This window comes from Roseibium marinum (genome assembly GCF_002906165.1).
Classification (GTDB): Bacteria; Pseudomonadota; Alphaproteobacteria; order Rhizobiales; family Stappiaceae; genus Roseibium; species Roseibium marinum.
The window spans coordinates 134,196-156,772 of record NZ_PPCN01000009.1 but is presented as its reverse complement, the minus strand read 5'-3'; the positions used below and the strand labels follow the sequence as shown (position 1 = coordinate 156,772).

The following is a 22,577-nucleotide window of genomic DNA, read 5'->3' as shown; positions in this document are numbered from 1 at the left end:
TCTGGACTTAACGGCTCCTTAAACCTTCCATCAGAGTCTAAAGCCTAGTTCTTGCGGCCGTGTGGGGCGGATTCGCAGGACTTAGGCGAGAGTAGCTTGATGTCGGATTCAGACGACCACCAGCGGACCATTGGATATGGTGCCTCCGCACTCAATTATATCAAAAAAAATATGCTGCCGGCTTATCCGCGCAGTTATGAGCTGTGGTACACCTATTCCGCCGGGTACAATCAGGGTTTGAACCGGGCCATCAATGAATCCATCAAGGCCAACGGCCACGTCAGCACGGACGAAATGCTGACGCTGTACGGCCGATTTCTGTCGCCCATCCGCCTGGGCGACCGGCTCGATGAAGTTGGCACCAAGGTTTCCCGAGAAGTCGAAGAGCTGGTGGATTCACTCAAGCTGAGCGCAGATGCGACCTCCGATTATGGCGCCGCGCTGGAACAGGCCAGCGAAAAAATCAAATCCGTCGCCGATCCAAAAAAACTCCAGAATTACGTTACACATCTGGTGAAATCGACCCAAAGCGCTGTCGCTTCCAACCGCAAGCTTGAGAGCCAATTGCTGGAGTCGAAGAAACACATCGAAAACCTACAGTCTTCCCTTGAAGCGATCCGATATGAATCGCTGACGGACGAACTGACGACCCTGAGCAATCGCAAGCATTTCGAAAATTCGATCGAACGGGCCATCGAGCAAGCCGAGACGGGCGGGCACGGCTTTGCGTTGCTGATGACGGATATCGATCACTTCAAGAAATTCAACGATACCTACGGTCACCAGACAGGTGACCAGGTTCTGCGTCTCGTTGCCCTTGCCGTCAAACAGAATATCAAGGCCCAGGATATCGCCTGCCGTTACGGCGGTGAGGAATTCGCCATCATCCTTCCGCACGAAACCCTGGATGCCGCCACTGATATCAGTGAGCGCATTCGCGTGGCGGTGATGTCGAAGGAACTCGTAAAACGTTCCACCGGCGAAAATCTTGGCCGGGTCTCCATTTCCGTCGGTATTGCCACTTACCGGAATACGGACAATGCCCACTCTATCGTCTCGCGGGCGGACGAAGCGCTTTATGCCGCCAAAAACGCCGGCCGCAATCTCGTGAGGAGCGAAAAGGACCTCGCGGTTGCAGCGGATCAGGTGGACGTTGCCTAGATGACGTCGTCTAAAGCGTGTCGCGTTAAATTGAATTCAGGAAATCGCCCGAACGCATTTGCAATGCAAACGCTGCCTCGGGCGTCCTCCACTAATCCACTTAAACGTGACACGCTCTAAAGCGCTTTAAAAACTGTTTTCATTGATCAAACGAATTTTTCAAAAGCCGCCGCATCGGCATGCTTCCTTACTCGTGAAATCCCGACGATCAGGCACACGAGGGCACCCTTGGCAGCTATCGGCTTCCGGCATCGAGACCCATCTGCCAGAAATCGCTTTCCAGCCGGCAGGCTTTTTCAAATATCGACAGAACGCGAGGATAGCGGTTTTCCGTCAACACCTGTGCCGCGGTCCGATCCAGCCAGCAGGAAAATCCTCCGGCGACTTTCTGGTAGTCATCTCCCGCATATTCCCCGATCCAGAGCCGGTACGGGTTTCCCGCATGATCCGCCCCCCCGTCCTGAAGGCGCGCGCCGATCTCCGCATAACCGATGATGCAGGGTGCAAGGGCGGCCTGTAGATCCAGAAGATCGCCGGACATGCCCGCGTCCAGGACAAACCTGGTGTAGGCCATCGTCGGAGTCTCTTCGGGAGCGTTTTCGATGTCGCTTCTGGACATTCCCCAATCGCCGCACAGACCGACATGCAGATCAAGTTCGGCATCCAGAATCGCCTTCACGCCTTCCAGCGACTGGCGCATGTCGTCAATCGTGGGGCTCTTGTAAACGCCGAGGGCATAAGCACGGGCGAACTGGATCAGAAACAGATAATCCTGCACGAGGTAGTGCCGGAAGCATTCCTGCGGCAGGGAGGCGTCACCGAGCTGCCTTACGAAGTCATGGTTCGTATAGCTGGCCCATTGCGGTGCCGCATCGGCCTTGAGCCGTTCAAACAGTGTCATGAAGGGTCCATCGAGATAGATATGGCTGGATCAATGTCCAACCGCGGTCAGCGGACGGCGGCCTGAAGCGATACGGATTCGCCGCAGCCGCAGGCGGAAACCTCATTCGGGTTCCTGAATACAAATCCGGACCGAAACTTGGTGACCTCAAAGTCCATCTCGGTTCCGAGCAGGAAGAGAACCGCCGAAGGATCGACAAACAGCTTCGCGCCCTTGTCCTCGATCACATCGTCCCCGGCTTTTGCTTCCTCCACCAGATCCATCGTGTATTCCATGCCCGCACAGCCACCGGTCTTGATCCCGACACGCAGGCCGATCGCCTTCCCGCCGGAATTCTCGACGAGTTCCGTTACCCGCTCAGCGGCGGTGTCGGTCAGAGTCATAACCTGGAATTTTCCGGCGGAAGCCATGTTGTCCTCATTCAGTTTCGGGATACCAAAACCTGATATAGGGTTTCAGCTTATCGGATAAAGGGTTGCCAACTCAATACCAGTTGAGGGCGACCTTGGCTTCGTCGGACATCCGCTCCGGCGTCCAGGGCGGATCGAAGACCATATCGACGTTGACTGGGCCGACACCGGCGACCGCGGAAACGGCATTTTCCACCCAGCCCGGCATTTCACCGGCGACCGGACATCCCGGAGCTGTCAGCGTCATATCGATATTGATCGACCGGTCATCCTCGATATCGACCTTGTAGATCAGGCCGAGCTCATAGATATCGCACGGGATTTCCGGATCGTAGACCGATTTAAGGGCACCAACGATATCGCTCGTCAGCCTGTCGAGTTCATCGGCGGGAATGGCGCTTTTGGCCGAGACTTCAGTCTGCAGCTCTTCGCCATTCGCGTCAGTATCAATCGTGGTAGCGTTTTCCATCCTGGGTCCGTCCTTACCCGAAAAAGCTCTGCGCCTTCAGCAACGCCTCATAAAGCGCGTCGACTTCGGCACGAGTGTTATAAAGCCCGAAGCTTGCCCGACATGTAGAGGTCACGCCGTATCTTGCCAAGAGCGGTTGGGCGCAATGGGTGCCGGCGCGAACCGCCACCCCTGCCCTGTCGATGATCGTCGCCACATCGTGGGCATGAGCGCCCTCAATCTCGAAGGAGACGATAGCTCCCTTTCCGGGCGCTTCGCCGAAGATCCTGAGAGAATTGATTTCCTTCAGTTTCCGGTGTGCATATTCTTTCAAATCCGCTTCATGACGGGCAATATTCTCCCGGCCGAGCGCGTCCATGTAGTCCAGGGCCGCTCCAAGTCCGATCGCCTGGACGATCGGCGGGGTCCCCGCTTCGAAGCGGTGCGGCGGATCATTATAGGTGATCGCGTCTTCCGTGACATCCAGGATCATTTCGCCGCCACCGTTGAACGGCCGCAATGCCTTCAACCTGTCGGGCTTGCCCCAAAGCACGCCAATCCCGGTTGGCCCGTAAACCTTGTGGCCGGTGAAGACGTAGTAGTCGCAGTCGATATCCTGCACATCGACCGGCAGATGCACCGCCGCCTGGCTGCCGTCAACCAGGACCGGAATGCCGCGCTCATGCGCGATCCGGCAAACTTCCTTAACCGGAACCACCGTGCCCAATACGTTGGACATATGCGTGATCGCCACCAGCCTGGTCCTGTCGCTGAGCGCATCAGCGAAGGCATCCAGATCGAACGATCCGTCTTCGCGGACATAGACCCATTTCAGTTTTGCACCATGGCGCTCGCGGTGGAAATGCCAGGGCACGATGTTCGAATGGTGCTCCATGATGGACAGAACGATTTCTCCACCATCGGCGAAATAATCCGGTCCAAGGCCATAGGAGACAAGATTGATCGCCTCCGTCGTCGACTTGGTGAAGACGACCTCGTCGGCGGATGCGGCATTCAGGAAGCGGCGTACCTTCTCGCGCGCGGCTTCGTAATTGTCCGTCGCTGTGTTGGACAGGTAGTGCAGGCCCCGGTGCACATTGGCGTATTCATGCGAATACGCCTTCGTGACCGCATCGATAACGGCCTGCGGCTTTTGAGCCGACGCGCCGTTGTCGAGGTAGACCAGCGGTTTGCCATAGACTTCTCGCGCCAGGATCGGGAAATCCTTGCGGATGGTTTCGACATCGTAACCCGATGCCCGGGAGGTCTCGTGAGCGGTTGCAACCGACATTAGCCGCTGCTCCTTGTTTCCAGATCACCCTGTTCGCAACACCGTGGCCAGGCCACGGCATCCATTCCGATGATTTTCGGTCCCCAGGCCATGGGCAGGAAATCCGGATAAACCTCCCGGTTCCCCTGCCCCGACCCGGGACCGATACCTTTAGTGGCCGGCGAGCCAGTCGCGCACCCGCGCTTCCAGACCCTCGGTCACATCGTCTTCGCCATATTCCTCGATTGCCTCGGCAAGGAAGGCAAGCACGAGAAGCGTTCTGGCCTCGTCTTCCGGGATGCCGCGGGCGCGGAGGTAGAACAGCAGATCCTCGTCAATCTGGCCGCTGGTTGCACCATGTGCGCAAATAACGTCGTCCGCGAAGATTTCCAGCTCCGGCTTGTTGGCCATTTCCGCGTCCTCGGAGAGAAGCAGCGCCTGGGTCATCATTTCGCCGTCGGTTTTCTGGGCATGCGGGGCAACATTGATGCGCCCCTGGTAGACGCCCTTCGCCCGGCCGTCGAGAACCGTCTTGAAGAACTCGCGGCTGTTGCAGTGAGGAACCGCGTGATCGACGATCAGTGTCTGATCCGCCAGATCCTCATCGCGCGCCATGGTGACACCGTAAATCCCGGCATTGGAATTTTCGCCCGCGAAATTGATGAACTGCTGGTTCCGTATGAAACGCGGGCCGGCGATAAATCCGAGGGATTTGAACTCGGTTTGCGCGCCGATCGTTGCGATCGAGGTGATCAGCCGGGCGGTATCCGACTGCCCGACGATCAGCCGTGTCGCCACAAGCGACGCTGTGTCGGCAACATCATAGTCGAACACAATGTTGAGTTCACCGGCGCCTGTTTCGCCCGCAAAGGTCTCCAGAAGGCGCAGTTTCGCACCCTTTGCGACATAGATCTTGTTCCGGCTGACCTGGGCGCCGGCCGAAGCCGCCACGTGAACCAGTTCGACAGGCCGGGAGACTTCAGCGCCCTCTTTCACCTTCACGACCACGCCGCCCTGAACGAATGCCGTGTTCAGGGCCAGGACGCCGTCATTCGCCGCGGATTTCGGCGAGGCGAGCAGCTGTGCGCCGTGCTCACCGGCAAGTTCGCCGGTCAGGCTGGTAACGCTCACGCCTTCGCTCGCGAGCGCCTCGACATCGGAAAGCCCGGGAAGAAAGGCGCCATTGGCGACGACGATCCGGTAGCGCTCCAGGCCGCCAAAGGCGTCCTGGCCACCCAGAATGGCTTTGACGGCGCTTTCATCGGCGGCGGCGGCCAATGGAGCGGCCGACTTCATGAAGGCGCGCAGATCGGTGTATTTGTATTCCTCGACGCGCCGGTGCGGCAGACCCTTGTCGCGGATCTGGCTGACAGCGGCTTCCCTGAGGGCCGTGACGGCCACGGAACCGGTCAGGACGCCCTTGGCGGCCTCGAAGCGGCCGATCAGATCGCTTTCAGCCTGCGTGTGTTTGATGGGGACACTTGCATTCATATTGCGATGCTCCCTCAAGCCGCGGCGTCGACGTAGTCGGCGTAACCGTTCTTTTCCAGCTCAAGCGCCAGATCCTTGTCGCCGGTCTTGACGATCCGGCCTTTCGACAGGACATGCACGACATCTGGCACGATGTGATCCAGCAGACGCTGGTAGTGGGTGATCACCACCATGGCCCGGTCCGGACCGCGCAGCTTGTTGACACCGTCAGAGACGATACGCAGCGCATCGATGTCGAGACCGGAGTCTGTTTCGTCCAGCACGCAGAGTTTCGGCTCCAGCAGAGACATCTGCAGGATTTCGGCGCGCTTCTTCTCGCCGCCGGAAAAACCGACATTGAGCGGGCGCTTCAGCATGTCCATGGACACGTTGAGATGACCCGCAGCTTCCTTGACCCGCTTCATGAAGTCGGGAATGGAAAGCTGGGCTTCGCCACGCGCCTTGCGCTGCGCGTTCATCGCCGTTTTCAGGAATTCCATGGTGGCGACACCCGGGATTTCGATCGGGTACTGAAACGCCAGGAACATGCCCGCGGCTGCGCGCTCGTCCGGCGACATGTCCAGCATGTTCTGGCCGTCGAAAAGCACTTCGCCCTCGGTGACCTCGTAATCGTCCTTGCCGGCGAGAACATAGGACAGGGTCGACTTGCCGGAACCGTTCGGTCCCATGATGGCATGCACTTCGCCCGCCTTGACGGTCAGATTGACGCCGCGCAGGATTTCCGTTTCGTCTTCCGCGATGCGGGCGTGCAGGTTCTTGATCTCAAGCATTGTGGTCTTCTTCTTCAACGTTGCAACTGTTCGAGTCCAATCGGAACCAAGTGTCTATCGAAAGGACTATGTGACAAGTTCATTGCCACACACATTTCGCTCGCCAAAACTTCACTTTCCTCACTTGATTTTGAGAGTTGAGACCAGATGTCTCTGCCAGAAAGTCTTAGTTGTGGCTCTAAAAGTGCTCTAGCTGAAAACAACCAAACCATTAACCCCGGAGTGGAGCTCGTTGTTTTTTGTTTCTGCTGAGCTTTTATCATCTGCCCAATTTCAAGTGGGAACATCATTTGTTCCTTATCCTCTATCCAGAGGGCCATTCGATACACGTCTCTGCCCTTAGCTTCAAAATAAGCGGCGTAAGACATGGTAGCTGCGCTAACTACGTCCAATGCCAACTGATCAGCCCCCTTGAGTGAAACCAGAAAATTGTCTGCTTCACGTCTCTGAGCTTCAGTTGCCTTTTTCGATAGCCAAGAACCCAACCCCATCAGCCAACGGAGCCTTCCAGGCTGATCGAGATCAGCTTCTGAGCCTCGACGGCGAATTCCATCGGCAGCTGCTGGATGACGTCCTTGACGAAGCCGTTGACAATCAGCGCCACGGCTTCCTCTTCGGTCAGTCCACGCTGCAGGCAATAGAACATCTGGTCGTCCGAGATCTTCGAGGTGGTCGCCTCGTGCTCGAACTGGGCTGATGCGTTCTTGCTCTCGATGTAGGGCACCGTATGGGCGCCGCAGTCCTGCCCGATCAGCAGCGAATCGCACTGGGTGAAGTTGCGCGCGCTCGACGCCTTGCGGTGTGCCGAAACCAGACCGCGATAGGTGTTCTGCGACTTGCCGGCGGAAATGCCCTTGGAAATGATCCGGCTGGAGGAGTTCTTGCCCAGGTGGATCATCTTCGTGCCGCTGTCGATCTGCTGATAGCCGTTGGCCACCGCGATCGAATAGAATTCGCCGCGGGAGTTCTCGCCGCGCAGGATACAGGACGGATATTTCCAGGTGATCGCCGAACCGGTTTCCACCTGGGTCCAGGAGATCTTGGAATTCTTGCCGCGGCAATCGCCCCGCTTGGTAACGAAGTTGTAGATGCCGCCCTTGCCGTTCTTGTCTCCCGGGAACCAGTTCTGGACCGTGGAGTACTTGATTTCCGCGTCGTCCAGCGCCACGAGTTCGACAACGGCAGCGTGGAGCTGGTTTTCATCGCGCTGTGGCGCCGTGCAGCCTTCCAGATAGGACACGTATGCGCCCTTTTCGGCGATGATCAGCGTGCGTTCGAACTGGCCGGTATTCTGTTCGTTGATGCGGAAATAGGTCGACAGTTCCATCGGGCAGCGTACGCCTTCGGGAACATAGACGAACGAGCCGTCGGAGAAGACAGCCGAGTTCAGCGTCGCATAATAGTTGTCGGTGACCGGAACGACCGAGCCGAGATATTTCTTCACCAGATCCGGATATTCGCGCAAGGCCTCGGAGATGGAACAGAAAATGACGCCCGCCTTCTTGAGCTCCGCCTTGAAGGTGGTCACCACGGAAACGGAATCGAACACCGCATCGACCGCGACGCGGTTCTTCGGTTCCACACCTGCCAGAACTTCCTGTTCGCGAAGCGGAATGCCGAGTTTTTCATAGGTGGCCAGCAGCTCCGGATCGACCTCGTCGAGGCTTTTCGGGCCTTCGACGGACTTCGGCGACGCCCAGTAGTAAAGCTCGTCAAAATCAATCTTCGGATAGGAAACGCGCGCCCAGTCCGGCTCTTCCATCTGCATGAAACGGCGCAGCGCATCCAGACGCCACTCGGTCATCCATTCCGGTTCGTTCTTCTTGGCTGACAGAAACCGGACTGTCTCTTCGGAGAGCCCCTTGGCGCCTCTTTCGGAATCGATGTCCGTCACGAAGCCGTATTTATACTGGTCGACATCGATGGCTTTCACCCTGTCGATGGTTTCCTGTACAGCTGGCATACCTTGCCTCCATTCAGCGGGCGTCATGCCCGCAACTCAAATATTCACGCAGATGGACTGTGACATTCATCTGCTGTTTTCCACCGGCGGGGAAACCGCCGAATTCCATTGTCAGGCCGCCCTGTGGCGTGCCTGCGGGTTGAGCCGTTCGACAATGCGCGGCCAGAGCTCCAGAACCCTGTCGATCTCGGCCTCTGAAGTGTTCCAGCCCATGCTTATCCGAAGCGCACAGCGTGCGAGGTCTTCCTCGACACCCATTGCCGTCAGAACATGCGACACCGACACTTTTCCCGAAGAGCATGCGGACCCGGACGAAAGGGATACGTTATCGAGATCGAACGAGATCAGCGCGGTTTCCGCCGGAACACCGGCGACGGCGAAACAGCTCGTATTTTCCAGGCGATCCGCGGCTTCTCCGAAGATGACCGTTGCCGGACACACGCTTCGCAAGCCGGTCTCGAGCCTGACCCTCATCTCTGCGAGATGGCGTGTTTGGGACAATTCTTCAAGAGCGGTTTCCGCCGCAACGCCAAATCCGGTGATCGCCGCAACATTTTCCGTGCCGCCCCGCCGCCAGTTTTCCTGTCCGCCGCCGACCATCAAGGGAGACGGTACCCGCGCGCTCGACCTGACGACAACAGCTCCGGTGCCTTGCGGCCCGCCGAATTTATGGGCCGACAAGGAGACGGCGTCCGCCTTCCAGGCGTCCATGTCGATCTTCATCCGGCCCGCGGCCTGAACCGCATCCACATGAAAGAAATGGCCGTATTTCTCGGCAAGCGCGCCTATTTCCGCAAGCGGCTGGATAACGCCGGTCTCGTTGTTGGCGGCCATGACCGAGATCAGTCCCGGATTGGCATCCTTCACGGCGTCTTCCAGTGCGGCAAGCCGAAGGCGGCCGTCCGGATCGACGGGAACCACGAAGCGGTCTGCTACCGGGAACCGTCCTCCGGTCGCGACCGAGGGGTGTTCGACGGCACTCAGGAAAAGCTTGTCGAGATAGACAGGCGCGCCCTTGTCCTGCCAAACGGGCGACAATGCGGTCATGTTGGCTTCGGTGCCACCGGAAACGAAGGTAACTGCCCTGCTGCCGGCACCGCAAAGACGGGCGACCTTCTCTCTCGCGGCTTCGATCCTGCCGCGGGCCTTGCGGCCGTGGCCATGGACGGAAGAGGCATTACCCGGGTCTTCAAGCGCTTCGATCATCGCCTCGCGCACGTCGGTTCGCAGGGGTGCGCCCGCGTTGTAGTCGAGGTAGATCGGATCGAAACGGCGCTGCATGACACCTTTTAAGCCTGAAACTGCGCTTGGTTAGGGTTGAAAATTCGCTTATACATCAGACACATGTTCGAAAAACTTGAAATTTCCCGCTGTGATGACGATAACAGCCCCCAACCGGTCGAACCGAGTGTCGTCTGCAACTGGGTGGGCGGTGCGAACTTTCGAATAATTCTAAACAAGGTTCTAGAAACTCGGAGCCAAAGAGTCAAGTTTAGTCTTACGGGAAATCACGTAACAAGACTCTGAAAAACCAGCGCCTGAAAACCGGCGCGACAATTTGACAAGGACATAACGCTTCATGCCCGAAGTGATCTTCAACGGTCCCGCCGGCCGGCTCGAGGGCCGGTTCCATCCCGCAAGAAAACGGAACGCACCCATCGCCCTGGTTCTGCATCTGCATCCGCAGTTCGGCGGCACGATGAACAACCAGATTGTTTATCAGATGTACTACATGTTCGCCCGGCGCGGTTTTGCCGTGTTGCGCTTCAATTTCCGCGGTGTCGGCCGTTCTCAGGGAACTTTCGATCACGGCCAGGGCGAGTTGTCCGACGCGGCGGCGGCTCTCGACTGGGTGCAGACCGTCCATACGGACGCGCGCGCCTGCTGGATCGCCGGCTTTTCCTTCGGTGCCTGGATCGGCATGCAGTTGCTCATGCGCCGTCCGGAAGTGGAAGGCTTCATTTCCGTTGCCCCGCCCGCGAACCTGCACGACTTCTCCTTCCTTGCCCCCTGCCCGTCCTCCGGTCTGATCATCCACGGCGACAACGACAAGGTCGTGCCGCAAAAGGATGTCCAGACACTGGTCGACAAACTGAAGACCCAGAAGGGCATCGTGATCGATCACGAGACCATTCCCGGCGCCAACCATTTCTTTGAAAATGACCTGGATGAGCTGATCGAACGCTGCGGCACATATGTCGACGGACGGCTGGGATTGACCCCGGCGGATTACCTGAACGTCGATTGATTTCCCAAAACTGTTAAGCCCGCTGTTTCAGCGGGCTTTTTCCTGGTCGAAGGAGTGGTGGCTGGGCCTGAGTTTTCCGTCCGCCCTACCGAAGCAGAAAACCATCCAGATCTGTCGATCTAGCCCTGAAAGGGCTTGGGCCTGGGTATCCCCGGTCCGCTGTCGATCCCGTCGTCCGGACCGGCCAACGGGTCCTCGCCTTCCGCCACGATGCCCTTGATCGGCGGGCCGCTGTAGTCTTCCGGGGGCGGTACGTTTGACGCGAGTTTGCAGTTGGTCAGCCAGATGTCGTAGACGGGATGCTCCACCGCATGAAGCCCCGGGCTCGCGGCATACATCCAGCCGGAAAAGATCCGGCGGACTTCGTTGTTGAGCGTGATTTCGTCCACCTGGACAAAGCCGGTGGTCAGCGGAGATTCGGTTTGAGGACGCGTGTGACAAACGCGCGGGGTCACCTGCAGGGCACCGAACTGGACCGTCTCGCCGATATAGACATCGAAGGAAATGATGCGGCCGGTGATCTTGTCGAGGCCGGAAAAGACGGCAACGGGGTTTTCTATTTTTTCCGCATATGCGGTCGCGGTCACCACCGTGACGGCAGCCGCCGCGACGCTCAGTCTCTTCAGGGTGCGAATTGCCGCTTTCATTGTCTCACACAAGTCAGCCATCAACCTCATACAGATTCCATGCCGCCAGAGGACATCGAAGTTCCCGCTAACACCGAATTGCGGCCCGGAAAAGACAAAATCTTCTCCGGGCCGGCAGGTTCAGGTCAGCCGATTTCCGCCAGACGCTTCAGGGCGGTCCCGACCTTTTCCAGCTTCTCGCTGGCAACGGCCACCTTTTCCCGTTCTCCCTCGACCACCTCATCAGGTGCCTTCTCGACAAATTTCGGATTGGAGAGCTTCTTCTCGATCTTGGTGATTTCGTCCTCGAGCTTGCCGGCTTCCTTCTGAAGCCGCGCTTTTTCCGCACTGAGGTCGATAACTCCGGCCAGCGGCAGACACACCGTCGCTTCGCCAACGATAATCTGCGCGGCTCCCGATGGCGCCGCGTCGGCGAGTTCAATCGTCTCGGCGCGCGCCAGGCGCAAAATCGCGGCTTCGTGGGTTTTGAGGCGGCGGCGGGTCAACTCGTTTGCACCGGCAACCACGACAGCCACTTTCGCTCCCGCCGGCACGTTCATCTCCGCCCGGACAGACCGGATTTCGGAAATCAGCGTCACCAACCAGTTGATTTCCCCGGCCGCGGCGTCATCGGCAACCGTTGCTTCGGGCCAGGCCGTCTGCATGAGCAGGGTACCGGCCTTCACTCCGTTGTCTCCAAGCCGCTCCCAGAGCTCTTCCGTCAGGAACGGCATGAACGGATGCAGCACCTTGAGGATCTCGTCGAGTGCCCAGGCCGCGGTGGCGCGTGTCTCTGTTTTCGCGGCCTCGTCGTCGCCATTGAAGATCGGTTTGGCAAGTTCCAGGTACCAGTCGCAGAACGTGTTCCAGATAAACCGGTAGGCCGCGCCCGCCGCGTCGTTGAAGCGGTAGCTTTCGATCGCCGACGTGACATCGGCGATGCAGCGGCCCGTTTCGGTGGCGATCCAGCGGTTCAGCATATGGTTCGCGGAGGCGGGATCGAAACCCTCCACGCGGACGCAGCCGTTCATTTCGGCAAACCGGGCGGCATTCCACAGTTTGGTGGCGAAGTTGCGGTAGCCGGCCACCCGGCCGGTCGCCAGCTTGATGTCCCGGCCCTGCGCGGCCATGGCCGCCAGTGTGAAACGCAGCGGATCCGCGCCGAACTCTTCGATCAGGGCGAGCGGGTCGATGACATTGCCCTTGGACTTGGACATCTTCTGCCCCTTCTCGTCCCGGACGAGGGCATGAATATAGATGTCCGCGAACGGCTCTTCTTTCATGAAGTGCATGGACATCATCATCATGCGGGCGACCCAGAAGAAGATGATGTCGAACCCGGTGATCAGCACAGAGGTCGGGAAGTATTTTTTCAGCTCCGGCGTTTCCTCGGGCCAGCCCATGGTGGAGAACGGCCAGAGAGCGGAGGAAAACCACGTGTCGAGCACGTCCTCGTCACGGTAAATCAGAACCTTGCCACCGGAATTGCCTTCCCATGAGGCGAGCGCTGTCTCGATGTCGGCAACCTCGATGTCCTTGCCGTAGTGGGCCCTGGCGGCGGCAACGGCCGCGTCTTCGTTTTCTTCAACGAACAAGCCGCCGTCCGGTCCGTACCATGCGGGGATCTGATGACCCCACCAAAGCTGGCGGGACACACACCAGGGCTGGATGTTTTCCATCCACTCGTAATAGGTCTTGTCCCAGTTCGCCGGAACGAATTTGGTGCGGCCCTCGCGGACCGAAGCGATGGCCGGCTTGGCGAGCGTCTTGGCGTCCACATACCACTGGTCGGTCAGAAGCGGCTCGATCGGAACGCCGCCGCGGTCCCCATGCGGCACCATGTGCTTGTGGTCCTCGATCCTGTCGAGCAACCCGGCTTCCTCAAAGAATTCAACGATCCGTTTGCGCGCCGCGAAGCGGTCCTGGCCTTCCAGCTGTTCCCAGAAACCAAGCTGCGCCTCGTCCGGCGTCAGGCCTTCGAGGAATTCCGGGTTTTCCTTCAGGGTGAGGTTGGCCTCGCGGTCGAGGACGCTGATCATGGGCAGTTCATGGCGCTTGCCGACCTCGAAGTCGTTGAAGTCATGGGCCGGCGTGATCTTCACGGCGCCCGAACCGGCTTCCGGATCGGCGTAATCGTCGGCAACAATCGGAATCCGGCGGCCGACAAGCGGCAGAACAACATGCTTGCCGAAGAGATCTTTGTATTTGTCGTCCTCCGGATTCACCGCGACGGCGGTATCGCCGAGCATGGTTTCGGGGCGCGTCGTCGCGACAACGATATAGTCCCGCGTTTCGAACGCGGTCGGTTTTCCCTCGTCGTCCCACTCAATCGGAGCTTCATAGCTGGCGCCGCCTTCCAGGGGATAGCGGAAGTGCCAGAGGTGGCCATTCAGTTCCCGCTGTTCGACTTCAAGATCGGAAATCGCGGTCAGCAGCGCCGGGTCCCAGTTGACGAGGCGCTTGTCCTTGTAGATTAGGTCTTCCCGGTAGAGCTGAATGAAGACCTTCAGAACAGCTGTGGAGAGACCTTCGTCCATGGTGAAGCGCTCGCGGCTCCAGTCACAGGACGCGCCGAGACGCTTGAGCTGGTTGAAGATGAGGCCGCCGGATTCGTCCTTCCAGGACCAGACCTTCTCGACAAAAGCTTCGCGGCCGATGTCCCTGCGTCCGGGCTCCTGGCGTTCCATAAGCTGGCGCTCGACAACCATCTGGGTGGCGATGCCGGCATGGTCCATGCCCGGCTGCCAGAGAACATCCTTGCCGCGCATGCGTTCGAACCGGGCGAGGATATCCTGAAGGGTGTTGTTCAGCGCGTGGCCCATATGCAGCGAGCCTGTCACATTGGGCGGCGGAATTACGATGGAATAGGCAGGCGCGCCTTCCTTGGCGCCGGCTCCGGCCTTGAAGGCACCAGCCTGTTCCCAGGTTTCGTAAATCCGCGGCTCAACGCTGGCCGCGTCGTATGTCTTATCCAGCATCAGGGTCACTCAATGGGAGGATGAATCTCGGTATTCGTGAGCCATCGTGTAAATCGGATGCGTCGGCGCAAGTCAACCGGGTAAACCCGTGAAACCATCGGTGAACCCTCACTGTAAGCCACGAAATCGCTTCTTTGCGTATCGGTTTGCATCTCCGGGCAGGTTTCGGACATGGTTCCGGGAACGTTCAGAGCATGTGAATTCCTGCCACCGCAAATCCCGGCTTGGGTAGCCACCGGTTTCCTGCAATAAGGTCCCCATGACCGTCTCGCTGCGTCCGCATCACCTTCTCTGCCTGCTGACTTATCTCGGCAAAGGTTACACGGTGGATTTCGTGCGCAATTACGACCGGATTGTCGAGAGGCTGAACGCCGGGGAGCCACTGCGGCTCGTCAGCGGACCGGACGACATCTGCCAGCCGATGCTCAAGGAAGAGACCTGTCACTGCCGCGGGAGCAGCGTCGTGGAAAGAGACCGGCTTGCGGCCGCCGAAATCTCCGATGTTCTGGGAAGTGAAATTGAAACCGGGGGAAACCTGTCGCTGAGCGGTGGCCGGGTTCGCGATCTCAGGACAGCCTTTCAGGCCGGATCGATCCGCTCCGCCTGCGCGGGTTGCGAATGGCGCCGGCTTTGCAGCGTCATTGCCCGAGACGGCTTCAAGGATTGCCGGCTGACAGCCCCGTGATCGGGGCATCCCGCAGTGGGATGAAAGCAGAAAAATGAGTGATCTCAAATACTAAAGCACTTTGCATTCCCCTGAACGCAAAGTGCCGTTTCTCTGGTTTCCTGTCAAAACTCAGCGGCGGCGCGTGACCCTCTGGATTTCCTTTTGAACCATCTGCTCCACCATCGGCGGCAGGTTCTGATCCAGCCAGGCTTTCAGCATCGGGCGCAGCATGTCCTTGACGAGCTCCTCCACGGTCTGCGCCTGCGAGCCGACAAACATGTTGGTCAGATTGTCAAAAGCCGCGTGAACTGCTTCCCCGGTGTTGTCCGATGTCAGTGGAGCCTCGCCTGCAATGGACGGCAGGTCGTCCGGTATCGGCATTGCCGCAATCGCCGGAGCAGGTTCAGGTTCGGGCTCGGGTTCCAGTTCTTCGGGTTCGGCAAACGACACGTCGCTTTCCGGACTGTCGAAATCCTCCGCAAGACCATCCACCATGTCCAGCGGTTCTTCATCGGGAACAGCAAGCTCTTCCGTCAGTTCCAGGACGTCTTCTTCAATTTCGTCGGGAACAGCCTCGGTATCGGTAATTTCGTCTGAATCAGCGTCAGCATCGGCTTCCATGGCCGCGGCCATGTCGTCCAGATCCTCGTCTTCGGCAATCTCTTCGACATCGCTGTCCATGTCGAACAGTTTGTCGAGATCGTCCTGGGACATTTCGGAGGCATCGCCCATATCGTTAGCCGCCTCTTCTGCAACCGGTGTTTCAATTTCTACGCTGACATCGGCTTCGCCTGCATCAGCACCTTGGGAGTCCTCGTCGGATATGATCCGGCGGATCGATGCGAGGATCTCCTCCATCGACGGCTCTTCAGCCTTTTTCGCCTGTGCCATGACTTCCCCCGTACTTTTCGGCTACGCGACGGAACACCCAGTTTAATCTGAATGATTCGTTAACCGGAATTATGCGGGTCAACCAGAAACGCGCAAAGCGAGCGCACTGCCAACAAACGTCTTTTCCCCTTTTTAGTCGGAAAATATCCGTCCGCAGTGGAACCCTGTTCGACGTTTCACGTCAACATGGGCCAATTTACCGATATTTTTACCGGCAAAACAAAAAAGCAGCCGCGGATTATCGATCTGCAGCTGCCATGGTGAAGCACATAAGTTACCGTGATCTTACCGGCCGTCGGGTGTGCGCCAGCCATACCACTGGTCGCGGACCGCCCTGTAGTGCTTTGTGGGATCGTAGCGTGCGACATTCAGCGAAAGGGAATCGGCATCAAGTCCGCCGATTGCGGCCACAAGCTGGAATCCACCGATGATACGGTTTCGTTGCGCGGTCACAAGATTGGACTGCTGGCTCACCAGCTCCTGCTGGGCGTCAAGAACGTCCAGGGTCGTCCGCTGGCCGACGCGCTGCTCCTCGATCACACCTTCCAGGGCCAGTTGCTGCGCCTCGACGGCGGCCTGTGCCGCAACGATCGAAGCTTCCGCCGCCTGGTAGTTCCCCCAGGCGGAGATGACATTCGCGCGGATCTGGTCGCGAGCGACATCCAGCTGCAAACGGGTCTGGCCCAGATCTTCCTTGGCCTGCCGGATCTGCGACGACACGCTGCCGCCCTGATACAGGGGAATGGTGACGTTGCCGAAAATCTGCGCGTTGTCGCTGATATCCGTGTTCGCGGACGGGTTCCAGGTGCGGGTGAAGCTGCCGTCCAGGGTAACCTGGGGCATCAATTCGCCTTCGATCGCCTTGATATTGAATATCGCCGCATCGACCTGATGCTGAGCCTGCCGGATCAGCGGTTGCCGGGTTTCACTGAGCTGAAGCGCTTCTTCCAGCGACTTCGGCACGTAGCGGCTGATCGTCGTGTCGGCGGAAAGGCTGTTGACTTCGATACCGACGACCTGCCGGTAGACGGCGCGGCTGGTGTTCAGATTGGCAAGCGCGGTATTCAGGCTTGCGCGGGCTTCCGCGGCCCGAGCTTCCGCCTGGCTGACATCCGTGCGGGTGCCCTCACCCACGTCAAACCGGTCCCTGGCGGCGCGGACCTGTTCCTGAAGGAATTTAAGGTCGCTGCGCTGAAGGGAAACAAGCGCGGCGTCGCGGATCACATCGACATAGGCACTGGCCGCATCGAGGAGCGTGTCCTGCTCGGTCGCCATCAGGCTTTCACGCTGGGCGCGGACAAGCGCTTCCGCCTGACGGGTTGAGTTGACGGTACGGAACCCATTGAAAACTATCTGGCTGATCGAAAGCGAGATTGACGAGTTGTTGTAGTAGGACTTGAACCCGTCAACGTCGCTGCCGATCCGCCCGGCCGAGCCGGAGGCCGTGATCGTCGGGCGCCAGCCGGACAACGCCTGCGGAACGCCTTCATCGACGCTGCGCAATTGCGCGCGAGCGGCGTTCAGGGTCGGATTGTTGGTATAGGCCAGCGCAAGTGCTTGGGCAATGGTTTCAGCATGCGCAGTCGAATAGGCCGCCCCGGTCAATGCGCTGGCGGAAACGCCACCAAACAGGCCCAACGCGATGGCCACTACTTTCAAAGTTGAACGACCAGACACTCCATACTCCTCATGGAACAAACCATCTTGAACAAATTGAGTAAACTGATGAGTGTTTTTCTTCAACCATTCGAGCCGGATAAATTCGGAAAATCCGCGAGTGCGGCTTCTAGGCAACAAGTTGCCGCCCGGCATCGGGGCCCCGATGTATTCGAATCAAATCGCCGGGCCCCATACCCCCACGAACAATCCGCTTTCTGCTGAGACCGCAGAAAGGCGGAAAAGATATTTAGTTTCAATGCGTTCAAGTATATCATCCGCACTCGCTCAAGTGTGGGATGTGTCTGAATCACATCCCTAGACCTCTTGGCACCTCAGAATACGAAATCATCGGCTTTCCCGAAGCCTGGAAGAAGACTGACGGAGGCGTTGAAGCCGAATCGGCCGCTGACAGCATTTGCGGATTTCTGATAAAGCTTTGCGGCCCCGGCGCCGCCACGGCCTTCAATAACCGTCAGGCGTCCGTCCGGCTTCAACTGGTCCGTCAGGTCGGCAGGCAGGACCTCGACAGCGCCGTCCACCAGGATCACGTCGTAGGGGCCTTCGCTGGCGTAACCTTTCACTAGCGGTCCTTCCACAACAACAGCGTTTTCGATCCCAAGATCGACAAGCACGTCAGTCGCGGTTTTGGCCAGATCGGCATTTTCCTCCAGCGCGACGACGGACGCCGCGAGTTTCGATACAACCGCGGCGCTGTAACCGGTGCCTGCCCCGACCACCAGCACGACATCGTCTTCGCGGATCTCGGCAAGTTGCACGAGCTTGCCGAAAATATGCGGTTTCATCAGCATCCTGCCCGTTTCGGCGCTGCCAACCGGGAGATCCTCGTCAATATAGGCCACGACCTTTTTCGAGGCAGGCACAAAGCGTTCCCGGGGGATAAGTTCCATGGCATCAAGGATCCGGTGATCGGTCACATCGTTGGTGCGCAGCTGGTTGTCCACCATCTTGCGGCGGGACTGGTTAAAGTCCGTCATATCGGCCCTCACTTTGACTTGCCGGGCATCCGGCGCCTCTTGAGAAACGTTCATTAACGAGGCAATGGCTGCCTGACAAGCATCTCCTGCACCGCTTCACCCGGAGTCCCCGGTTTCTGCCGGGTTTTCGTTACCGGCAGACTGCATTTCGGCAATCGCTCATTGCAGTGGAGGAAATCCGCAATGCCCCGAATTCAGGACTTGACCAAATCGTGCAACTGTTTGATAAGGCGCGACACACCACTTTGGGGCCCTGTGGCGGAGTGGTTACGCAGTGGATTGCAAATCCATGCACACCGGTTCGATTCCGGTCGGGGCCTCCATTTTCCTGCCTTCCCGCGTTTTCCCAACAACGGGATCACTCACTGCACTGTCAGGCATTCTTTCCGTTTCCGCAACGTTATGATTGCGTCTCCATTGTTGACCAGACAGTGGGGAATCTCCGGAAATGTGGTTTTGAACCCATCCGCATTTTTCCTGCCTTGACGCGGCGCGCTTGAAACCCGGATGCTCCTTTCATGAAGGAGCCCAGTTTCAGCATCGGTGTCGAGGAAGAATATCTTCTTGTCGACAAAACCACGCGCAAATTGGCGCCTTCTCCGCCAACGGACCTGTTCAAGGCCTGTGAAGCGGCTCTGAAGGGTCAGGTCAGTCCCGAATTTCTGCGTTGCCAGATCGAGGTTGGAACGCCCGTCTGCGAGACGCTTGCCGACGTTCGCACCGAGCTTGCAAAATTCCGCAGGACCATCGCACGGGAAGCGGCCGTATTCGGACTGGCTCCCATTGCCGCCTCCACGCATCCCTTTGCCGAATGGACCGACCAGGCGCATACCGACAAGGAGCGCTACAACGAAATCGCCAAAAGCCTGCAGGTCGTCGCCAAGAGAATGGTGATCTGCGGCATGCATGTGCATGTGGGGATAGAAGACGAGGAATTGCGGATCGAGCTGTTCAACCAGCTTGCCTATTTCCTGCCCCATCTGCTCGCGCTGAGCACATCGTCTCCGTTCTGGCGCGGCCGGAAAACGGGCCTGAAATCCTACCGGCTGTCGGTTTTCAACGAGATGCCCCGGACCGGTCTGCCTCCCGCGTTCGAAAGCAATTACGACTACCGGCACACGGTCGATATCCTCACCCATGCCGGAGTTCTTGAGGATGCGACCAAGATCTGGTGGGATCTGCGGCCTTCGGACCGTTTCCCCACTCTGGAAATGCGGATCACGGATGTCTGCCCGCTGCTGGACGACGCGGTGGCGATCGCCGCCCTCTACCGGTGCCTGTGCCGCATGCTCTACCGGCTGCGCCGGGCCAATCTGGGCTGGCGGCGCTATTCCCGTTTCCTGCTGGCGGAAAACCGCTGGCAAGCCCAAAGACACGGCACAGCGGCAAAGCTGATCGATTTCGGCCGCAACGAGACCTCGCCGTTCGAGGACCTCGTCGGCGAGCTTATCGAGCTGGTGACACCGGACGCGGTCCATTTCGGCTGCGAGCAGGATCTGGAATATATCCGCACCATCGCCGCGAGAGGCACATCCGCCGACAGACAACTGGCTCTGGCCGAAGACGTCGAGGAAGACACCGCCGTTCCCCAGAACAGGCTCGACAGGATTGTCGATCATCTGGTGCGCGAAACCCAGTCAGGACTGTGATAAAACAGCGCTCATATGAAATCCCGATACATCAGGACTGCCGTGCAGGCGTTCCATGCGCCTTCAGGTGAAAGTAATCCTGCGCGCCGGTCAGGATGAGCGCGAATTCGTCGATTTCGCAAATCAGCGCATCGGCGGATCGCGACAGACCGGATTTGGGCCGCATGCGCCGCTTCGCCGCGATAAGCGAAAGCCTTGCTTCTCCCAGTGCCGCCAGCACCGTGGCCCGGTCAAAATCGTTTGGCGATTGGCTGCTGCTGCCAGCGGACATATTAAACTCCCAGCACGGATCGAGGCCCATTGTTCCTGTTTTGTTCTTTTCTTATTCCGCCCCCGTTCTGTCAATCGGCAGATCTGACAAGACCATGTCGTTTCCGCCGGTGACCTTGCCTGCCAAATCGGATAAGCCTCTCGAAAAAGATCACTGCGTAGGCCAGTGAAGGCCACGAAAGGACATTTCCATGGAGCATGGCGGGGATCTGACCCTGGCGATCGAGCGCTTTGGCGGCATGCGGGAGGACTGGCTGGACCTTTCGACCGGCATCAATCCGTACAGCTATCGCCTGCCACAGGAAATTTCCGCCGGCGCCTGGACGGATCTTCCGGCGAAGGCCGCGGAGGAGCGGCTGATTTCCGCTGCCCGCCATGCCTACCGCGTGCCGGAGCATTTGGGCCTTGCCGCCGCGCCGGGCACACAGATCCTGCTTTCTCTGCTGCCCCTGGCGCTGCCGGACGGTCCCGTCGCCCTCGTCTCCCCGACCTATTCCAGCCACAGGGTGGTGTGGACGCGTGAAAACCGTCCGCCGGTTGAGATCTCCAGCATCCACGCCGTCCCGGCGGACGCGAAGATCGTTGTCCTGGTCAATCCGAACAATCCGGACGGACGTCTGGTCGATGTCGGAAGCCTGCTTGACATCAGCCGCGCCCTGACCGCGCGCGGCGGCTATCTGATCGTCGACGAGGCGTTCGCCGACGTTGTTCCCGGTGCCAGCATTCTGCCGCATCTTGGCGACGAGAACATTGTGGTGCTCAGGTCCTTCGGCAAATTCTACGGCCTTGCGGGTCTGCGGATCGGCTTTCTGGCCGGCAACAAAACGATTACCGGCAAAGTGACCCGCATGCTGGAAAGCTGGTGCCTCAGCGGACCGGCGCTGGAAATCGGCGCCGCGGCGCTGCGGGACGACGCCTTTCGGGAGCGTATGACCCGCCGGCTTGCCGAGGATATGGCCGACCTCACCCTGGCGCTCTCCGAACGCGGCCTGAGCGTCTTCGGCGGAACGACGCTTTATGCGCTCGCCGGTCTCAGGGATGCGAAAGTCCTGCACGAGGCTCTTGCCCGCCGCCACATCTGGACACGGGTCTTTGATTATGCGCCGACATGGATCCGCTTCGGCCTGCCGGGCGGCCCCGTCAACCTCGCGCGTCTTTCGCAGGCCCTTGCCGATGCGCAAAAAGACCTCTAACCAGCAATCATGTTGATTTATGAAAACGCGCTCTGGGTGTTGCTGGCAGCGCTGTTGCTCGATGCGGTGATTGGCGATCCAGGCTGGCTGTGGAAGCGCCTGCCACATCCGGTGGTATGGATCGGCAAGGTGATTGCCGTCTTCGACAGGCATTTCAACAAGACGGCCCATGATCCCTTCCTGCGCAAACTCGGCGGTGTTCTGACCCTGCTTTTTCTGGTGACGGGCGGTCTCCTGATCGGTGGCGGTATCCATGCCCTTGTCGCAAGCCTGCCGCTCGGGGAATTCGTGACCGTCGTGATCGCCGCCGTTTTCATAGCGCTCAACAGTCTCTACCGGCATGTTGCGGCCGTGCGCGACGGGCTCCAAACCGGTGGCCTTGAAGGTGGACGTGAAGCCGTTTCGATGATCGTCGGACGGGATCCGAAACAGCTCGACGAAGCAGGCGTCTCGCGGGCGGCCATTGAATCCTGCGCGGAGAATTTCGCCGACGGCGTGGTAGCGCCGGTTTTCTGGTTCGCCGTGCTCGGCCTGCCGGGCCTGATCGCCTACAAGGCGGTCAACACCGCCGACAGCATGATCGGCCACAAGAACGAGGTCTACAGGGATTTCGGCTGGGCGGCGGCGCGTTTCGACGACCTGATCAATCTGCCCGCCTCGCGGCTTTCCGCCCTTTTCATCGCGCTCGCGGCGCCGCGTGCAAGAGGATCGATCCAGAAAAGCATCAGGTGTGTCCTCGATGACGCCGGAAAACATCGCTCCCCCAATGCCGGCTGGCCGGAAGCGGCAATGGCCGGGGCGCTGAACCTGTCACTCGCGGGCCCGAGGATCTATCCGGGCTATACGGTCAACGACCGCTTTTTGAATGCATCCGGACGCAGAGACGCGTCCGCGGCCGATATTTCCAGAGCGCTGACGGTCATGCTCGGAGCATTCGCCTTGCAGGCAATCTTCGTGGCAGTCCTTGCGATCCTATTCGCGCTTTAA

At 58.9% G+C, this 22,577-nt stretch carries 21 protein-coding genes and 1 tRNA gene; 7 read left to right on the top strand and 15 right to left on the bottom strand.

What is annotated here, in order from left to right; translation table 11 throughout:
* The first annotated feature begins 99 nt into the window (after positions 1 to 99).
* Complete coding sequence (locus CLV41_RS19220; RefSeq protein ID WP_103224046.1) at positions 100 to 1,161, top strand: GGDEF domain-containing protein; 1,062 nt, start codon at positions 100 to 102, stop codon at positions 1,159 to 1,161.
* 235 nt (positions 1,162 to 1,396) lie between these two features.
* Here CLV41_RS19220 and tenA read toward each other — a convergent pair whose 3' ends face one another.
* From tenA to CLV41_RS19175, 9 genes are all read right to left on the bottom strand, one after another.
* The gene (tenA, locus tag CLV41_RS19215) at positions 1,397 to 2,062 is read right to left on the bottom strand and encodes a thiaminase II (RefSeq protein ID WP_103224045.1); all 666 of its coding nucleotides are present in this window, start codon (positions 2,060 to 2,062) and stop codon (positions 1,397 to 1,399) included.
* A 47-nt stretch (positions 2,063 to 2,109) separates the two neighbouring features.
* A complete protein-coding gene (gene sufA / locus CLV41_RS19210; protein ID WP_235867188.1) occupies positions 2,110 to 2,445 on the bottom strand; it encodes a Fe-S cluster assembly scaffold SufA in 336 nt (111 codons plus the stop codon).
* A 100-nt stretch (positions 2,446 to 2,545) separates the two neighbouring features.
* On the bottom strand, positions 2,546 to 2,941 hold the full coding sequence (locus CLV41_RS19205) for an SUF system Fe-S cluster assembly protein (RefSeq protein WP_103224043.1): 396 nt from the start codon (positions 2,939 to 2,941) through the stop codon (positions 2,546 to 2,548).
* Between the two features lie 13 nt (positions 2,942 to 2,954).
* The gene (locus tag CLV41_RS19200) at positions 2,955 to 4,211 is read right to left on the bottom strand and encodes a cysteine desulfurase (RefSeq protein ID WP_103224042.1); all 1,257 of its coding nucleotides are present in this window, start codon (positions 4,209 to 4,211) and stop codon (positions 2,955 to 2,957) included.
* A gap of 150 nt (positions 4,212 to 4,361) precedes the next feature.
* The gene (locus CLV41_RS19195; protein ID WP_103224041.1) at positions 4,362 to 5,681 is read right to left on the bottom strand and encodes a SufB/SufD family protein; all 1,320 of its coding nucleotides are present in this window, start codon (positions 5,679 to 5,681) and stop codon (positions 4,362 to 4,364) included.
* A 14-nt stretch (positions 5,682 to 5,695) separates the two neighbouring features.
* Entirely contained in the window at positions 5,696 to 6,451 is a 756-nt protein-coding gene (sufC, locus tag CLV41_RS19190) for a Fe-S cluster assembly ATPase SufC (protein WP_103224040.1), read from the bottom strand.
* Between the two features lie 14 nt (positions 6,452 to 6,465).
* Entirely contained in the window at positions 6,466 to 6,942 is a 477-nt protein-coding gene (locus CLV41_RS19185) for a hypothetical protein (RefSeq protein ID WP_103224039.1), read from the bottom strand.
* On the bottom strand, positions 6,942 to 8,414 hold the full coding sequence (gene sufB / locus CLV41_RS19180; protein WP_103224038.1) for a Fe-S cluster assembly protein SufB: 1,473 nt from the start codon (positions 8,412 to 8,414) through the stop codon (positions 6,942 to 6,944). Before sufB ends, CLV41_RS19185 begins: the two co-directional genes overlap by 1 nt.
* Positions 8,415 to 8,525: 111 nt before the next feature.
* Positions 8,526 to 9,695: a cysteine desulfurase family protein gene (locus CLV41_RS19175; protein WP_103224037.1), complete on the bottom strand. Its 1,170-nt coding sequence runs from the start codon at positions 9,693 to 9,695 to the stop codon at positions 8,526 to 8,528.
* 298 nt (positions 9,696 to 9,993) lie between these two features.
* Between CLV41_RS19175 and CLV41_RS19170 the strand changes: the two genes are divergently transcribed.
* Positions 9,994 to 10,662 (top strand): alpha/beta hydrolase, encoded by a 669-nt coding sequence (locus tag CLV41_RS19170; RefSeq protein WP_103224036.1) that lies wholly within the window; start codon positions 9,994 to 9,996, stop codon positions 10,660 to 10,662.
* A 119-nt stretch (positions 10,663 to 10,781) separates the two neighbouring features.
* Here the strand turns inward: CLV41_RS19170 and CLV41_RS19165 are convergent, their stop codons facing one another.
* Positions 10,782 to 11,330: a DUF2155 domain-containing protein gene (locus tag CLV41_RS19165; RefSeq protein ID WP_408014097.1), complete on the bottom strand. Its 549-nt coding sequence runs from the start codon at positions 11,328 to 11,330 to the stop codon at positions 10,782 to 10,784.
* A 104-nt stretch (positions 11,331 to 11,434) separates the two neighbouring features.
* On the bottom strand, positions 11,435 to 14,266 hold the full coding sequence (locus CLV41_RS19160) for a valine--tRNA ligase (RefSeq protein WP_103224034.1): 2,832 nt from the start codon (positions 14,264 to 14,266) through the stop codon (positions 11,435 to 11,437).
* 259 nt (positions 14,267 to 14,525) lie between these two features.
* Here CLV41_RS19160 and CLV41_RS19155 point away from each other — a divergent pair, with 259 nt between their 5' ends.
* Positions 14,526 to 14,951, top strand: a complete 426-nt coding sequence (locus tag CLV41_RS19155) for a DUF1284 domain-containing protein (protein WP_103224033.1) — start codon at positions 14,526 to 14,528, stop codon at positions 14,949 to 14,951.
* Positions 14,952 to 15,062: 111 nt separating this feature from the next.
* Here the strand turns inward: CLV41_RS19155 and CLV41_RS19150 are convergent, their stop codons facing one another.
* From CLV41_RS19150 to CLV41_RS19140, 3 genes are all read right to left on the bottom strand, one after another.
* Positions 15,063 to 15,824, bottom strand: a complete 762-nt coding sequence (locus CLV41_RS19150; protein WP_103224032.1) for a PopZ family protein — start codon at positions 15,822 to 15,824, stop codon at positions 15,063 to 15,065.
* A gap of 285 nt (positions 15,825 to 16,109) precedes the next feature.
* On the bottom strand, positions 16,110 to 17,501 hold the full coding sequence (locus tag CLV41_RS19145) for a TolC family outer membrane protein (protein ID WP_235867187.1): 1,392 nt from the start codon (positions 17,499 to 17,501) through the stop codon (positions 16,110 to 16,112).
* 314 nt (positions 17,502 to 17,815) lie between these two features.
* Positions 17,816 to 18,478 carry a protein-L-isoaspartate O-methyltransferase family protein gene (locus CLV41_RS19140; protein WP_103224161.1) on the bottom strand — a complete coding sequence of 221 codons (663 nt, stop codon included), beginning with the start codon at positions 18,476 to 18,478 and terminating at the stop codon, positions 17,816 to 17,818.
* Positions 18,479 to 18,727: 249 nt separating this feature from the next.
* Here CLV41_RS19140 and CLV41_RS19135 point away from each other — a divergent pair.
* Together CLV41_RS19135 and CLV41_RS19130 are read left to right on the top strand one after the other, a co-directional pair.
* Positions 18,728 to 18,801: transfer RNA gene (locus tag CLV41_RS19135), tRNA-Cys, on the top strand.
* Positions 18,802 to 18,996: 195 nt separating this feature from the next.
* On the top strand, positions 18,997 to 20,127 hold the full coding sequence (locus CLV41_RS19130) for a carboxylate-amine ligase (RefSeq protein ID WP_103224030.1): 1,131 nt from the start codon (positions 18,997 to 18,999) through the stop codon (positions 20,125 to 20,127).
* 31 nt (positions 20,128 to 20,158) lie between these two features.
* On the opposite strand, the gene CLV41_RS19125 is transcribed toward CLV41_RS19130, so the two are convergent.
* Positions 20,159 to 20,398, bottom strand: a complete 240-nt coding sequence (locus CLV41_RS19125; protein ID WP_103224029.1) for a hypothetical protein — start codon at positions 20,396 to 20,398, stop codon at positions 20,159 to 20,161.
* Between the two features lie 190 nt (positions 20,399 to 20,588).
* Here CLV41_RS19125 and cobD point away from each other — a divergent pair, with 190 nt between their 5' ends.
* Together cobD and cbiB are read left to right on the top strand one after the other, a co-directional pair.
* On the top strand, positions 20,589 to 21,590 hold the full coding sequence (cobD, locus tag CLV41_RS19120; protein ID WP_103224028.1) for a threonine-phosphate decarboxylase CobD: 1,002 nt from the start codon (positions 20,589 to 20,591) through the stop codon (positions 21,588 to 21,590).
* Between the two features lie 9 nt (positions 21,591 to 21,599).
* Complete coding sequence (gene cbiB / locus CLV41_RS19115; RefSeq protein ID WP_103224027.1) at positions 21,600 to 22,577, top strand: adenosylcobinamide-phosphate synthase CbiB; 978 nt, start codon at positions 21,600 to 21,602, stop codon at positions 22,575 to 22,577.

Excerpts from the sequence above, each read along its gene's own strand:
- CLV41_RS19160 (WP_103224034.1), bottom strand. The coding sequence starts at position 14,266 with ATGCTGGATAAGACATACGACGCGGCCAGCGTTGAGCCGCGGATTTAC.
- CLV41_RS19175 (WP_103224037.1), bottom strand. The coding sequence starts at position 9,695 with ATGCAGCGCCGTTTCGATCCGATCTACCTCGACTACAACGCGGGCGCA.
- sufB (WP_103224038.1), bottom strand. The coding sequence starts at position 8,414 with ATGCCAGCTGTACAGGAAACCATCGACAGGGTGAAAGCCATCGATGTC.
- CLV41_RS19185 (WP_103224039.1), bottom strand. The coding sequence starts at position 6,942 with ATGGGGTTGGGTTCTTGGCTATCGAAAAAGGCAACTGAAGCTCAGAGA.
- CLV41_RS19130 (WP_103224030.1), top strand. The coding sequence starts at position 18,997 with ATGAAGGAGCCCAGTTTCAGCATCGGTGTCGAGGAAGAATATCTTCTT.
- CLV41_RS19150 (WP_103224032.1), bottom strand. The coding sequence starts at position 15,824 with ATGGCACAGGCGAAAAAGGCTGAAGAGCCGTCGATGGAGGAGATCCTC.
- CLV41_RS19205 (WP_103224043.1), bottom strand. The coding sequence starts at position 2,941 with ATGGAAAACGCTACCACGATTGATACTGACGCGAATGGCGAAGAGCTG.
- sufC (WP_103224040.1), bottom strand. The coding sequence starts at position 6,451 with ATGCTTGAGATCAAGAACCTGCACGCCCGCATCGCGGAAGACGAAACG.
- CLV41_RS19155 (WP_103224033.1), top strand. The coding sequence starts at position 14,526 with ATGACCGTCTCGCTGCGTCCGCATCACCTTCTCTGCCTGCTGACTTAT.
- CLV41_RS19200 (WP_103224042.1), bottom strand. The coding sequence starts at position 4,211 with ATGTCGGTTGCAACCGCTCACGAGACCTCCCGGGCATCGGGTTACGAT.
- CLV41_RS19125 (WP_103224029.1), bottom strand. The coding sequence starts at position 20,398 with ATGTCCGCTGGCAGCAGCAGCCAATCGCCAAACGATTTTGACCGGGCC.
- CLV41_RS19220 (WP_103224046.1), top strand. The coding sequence starts at position 100 with ATGTCGGATTCAGACGACCACCAGCGGACCATTGGATATGGTGCCTCC.
- CLV41_RS19170 (WP_103224036.1), top strand. The coding sequence starts at position 9,994 with ATGCCCGAAGTGATCTTCAACGGTCCCGCCGGCCGGCTCGAGGGCCGG.
- cobD (WP_103224028.1), top strand. The coding sequence starts at position 20,589 with ATGGAGCATGGCGGGGATCTGACCCTGGCGATCGAGCGCTTTGGCGGC.
- CLV41_RS19140 (WP_103224161.1), bottom strand. The coding sequence starts at position 18,478 with ATGACGGACTTTAACCAGTCCCGCCGCAAGATGGTGGACAACCAGCTG.
- CLV41_RS19165 (WP_408014097.1), bottom strand. The coding sequence starts at position 11,330 with ATGGCTGACTTGTGTGAGACAATGAAAGCGGCAATTCGCACCCTGAAG.
- sufA (WP_235867188.1), bottom strand. The coding sequence starts at position 2,445 with ATGACTCTGACCGACACCGCCGCTGAGCGGGTAACGGAACTCGTCGAG.
- tenA (WP_103224045.1), bottom strand. The coding sequence starts at position 2,062 with ATGACACTGTTTGAACGGCTCAAGGCCGATGCGGCACCGCAATGGGCC.
- CLV41_RS19195 (WP_103224041.1), bottom strand. The coding sequence starts at position 5,681 with ATGAATGCAAGTGTCCCCATCAAACACACGCAGGCTGAAAGCGATCTG.
- cbiB (WP_103224027.1), top strand. The coding sequence starts at position 21,600 with ATGTTGATTTATGAAAACGCGCTCTGGGTGTTGCTGGCAGCGCTGTTG.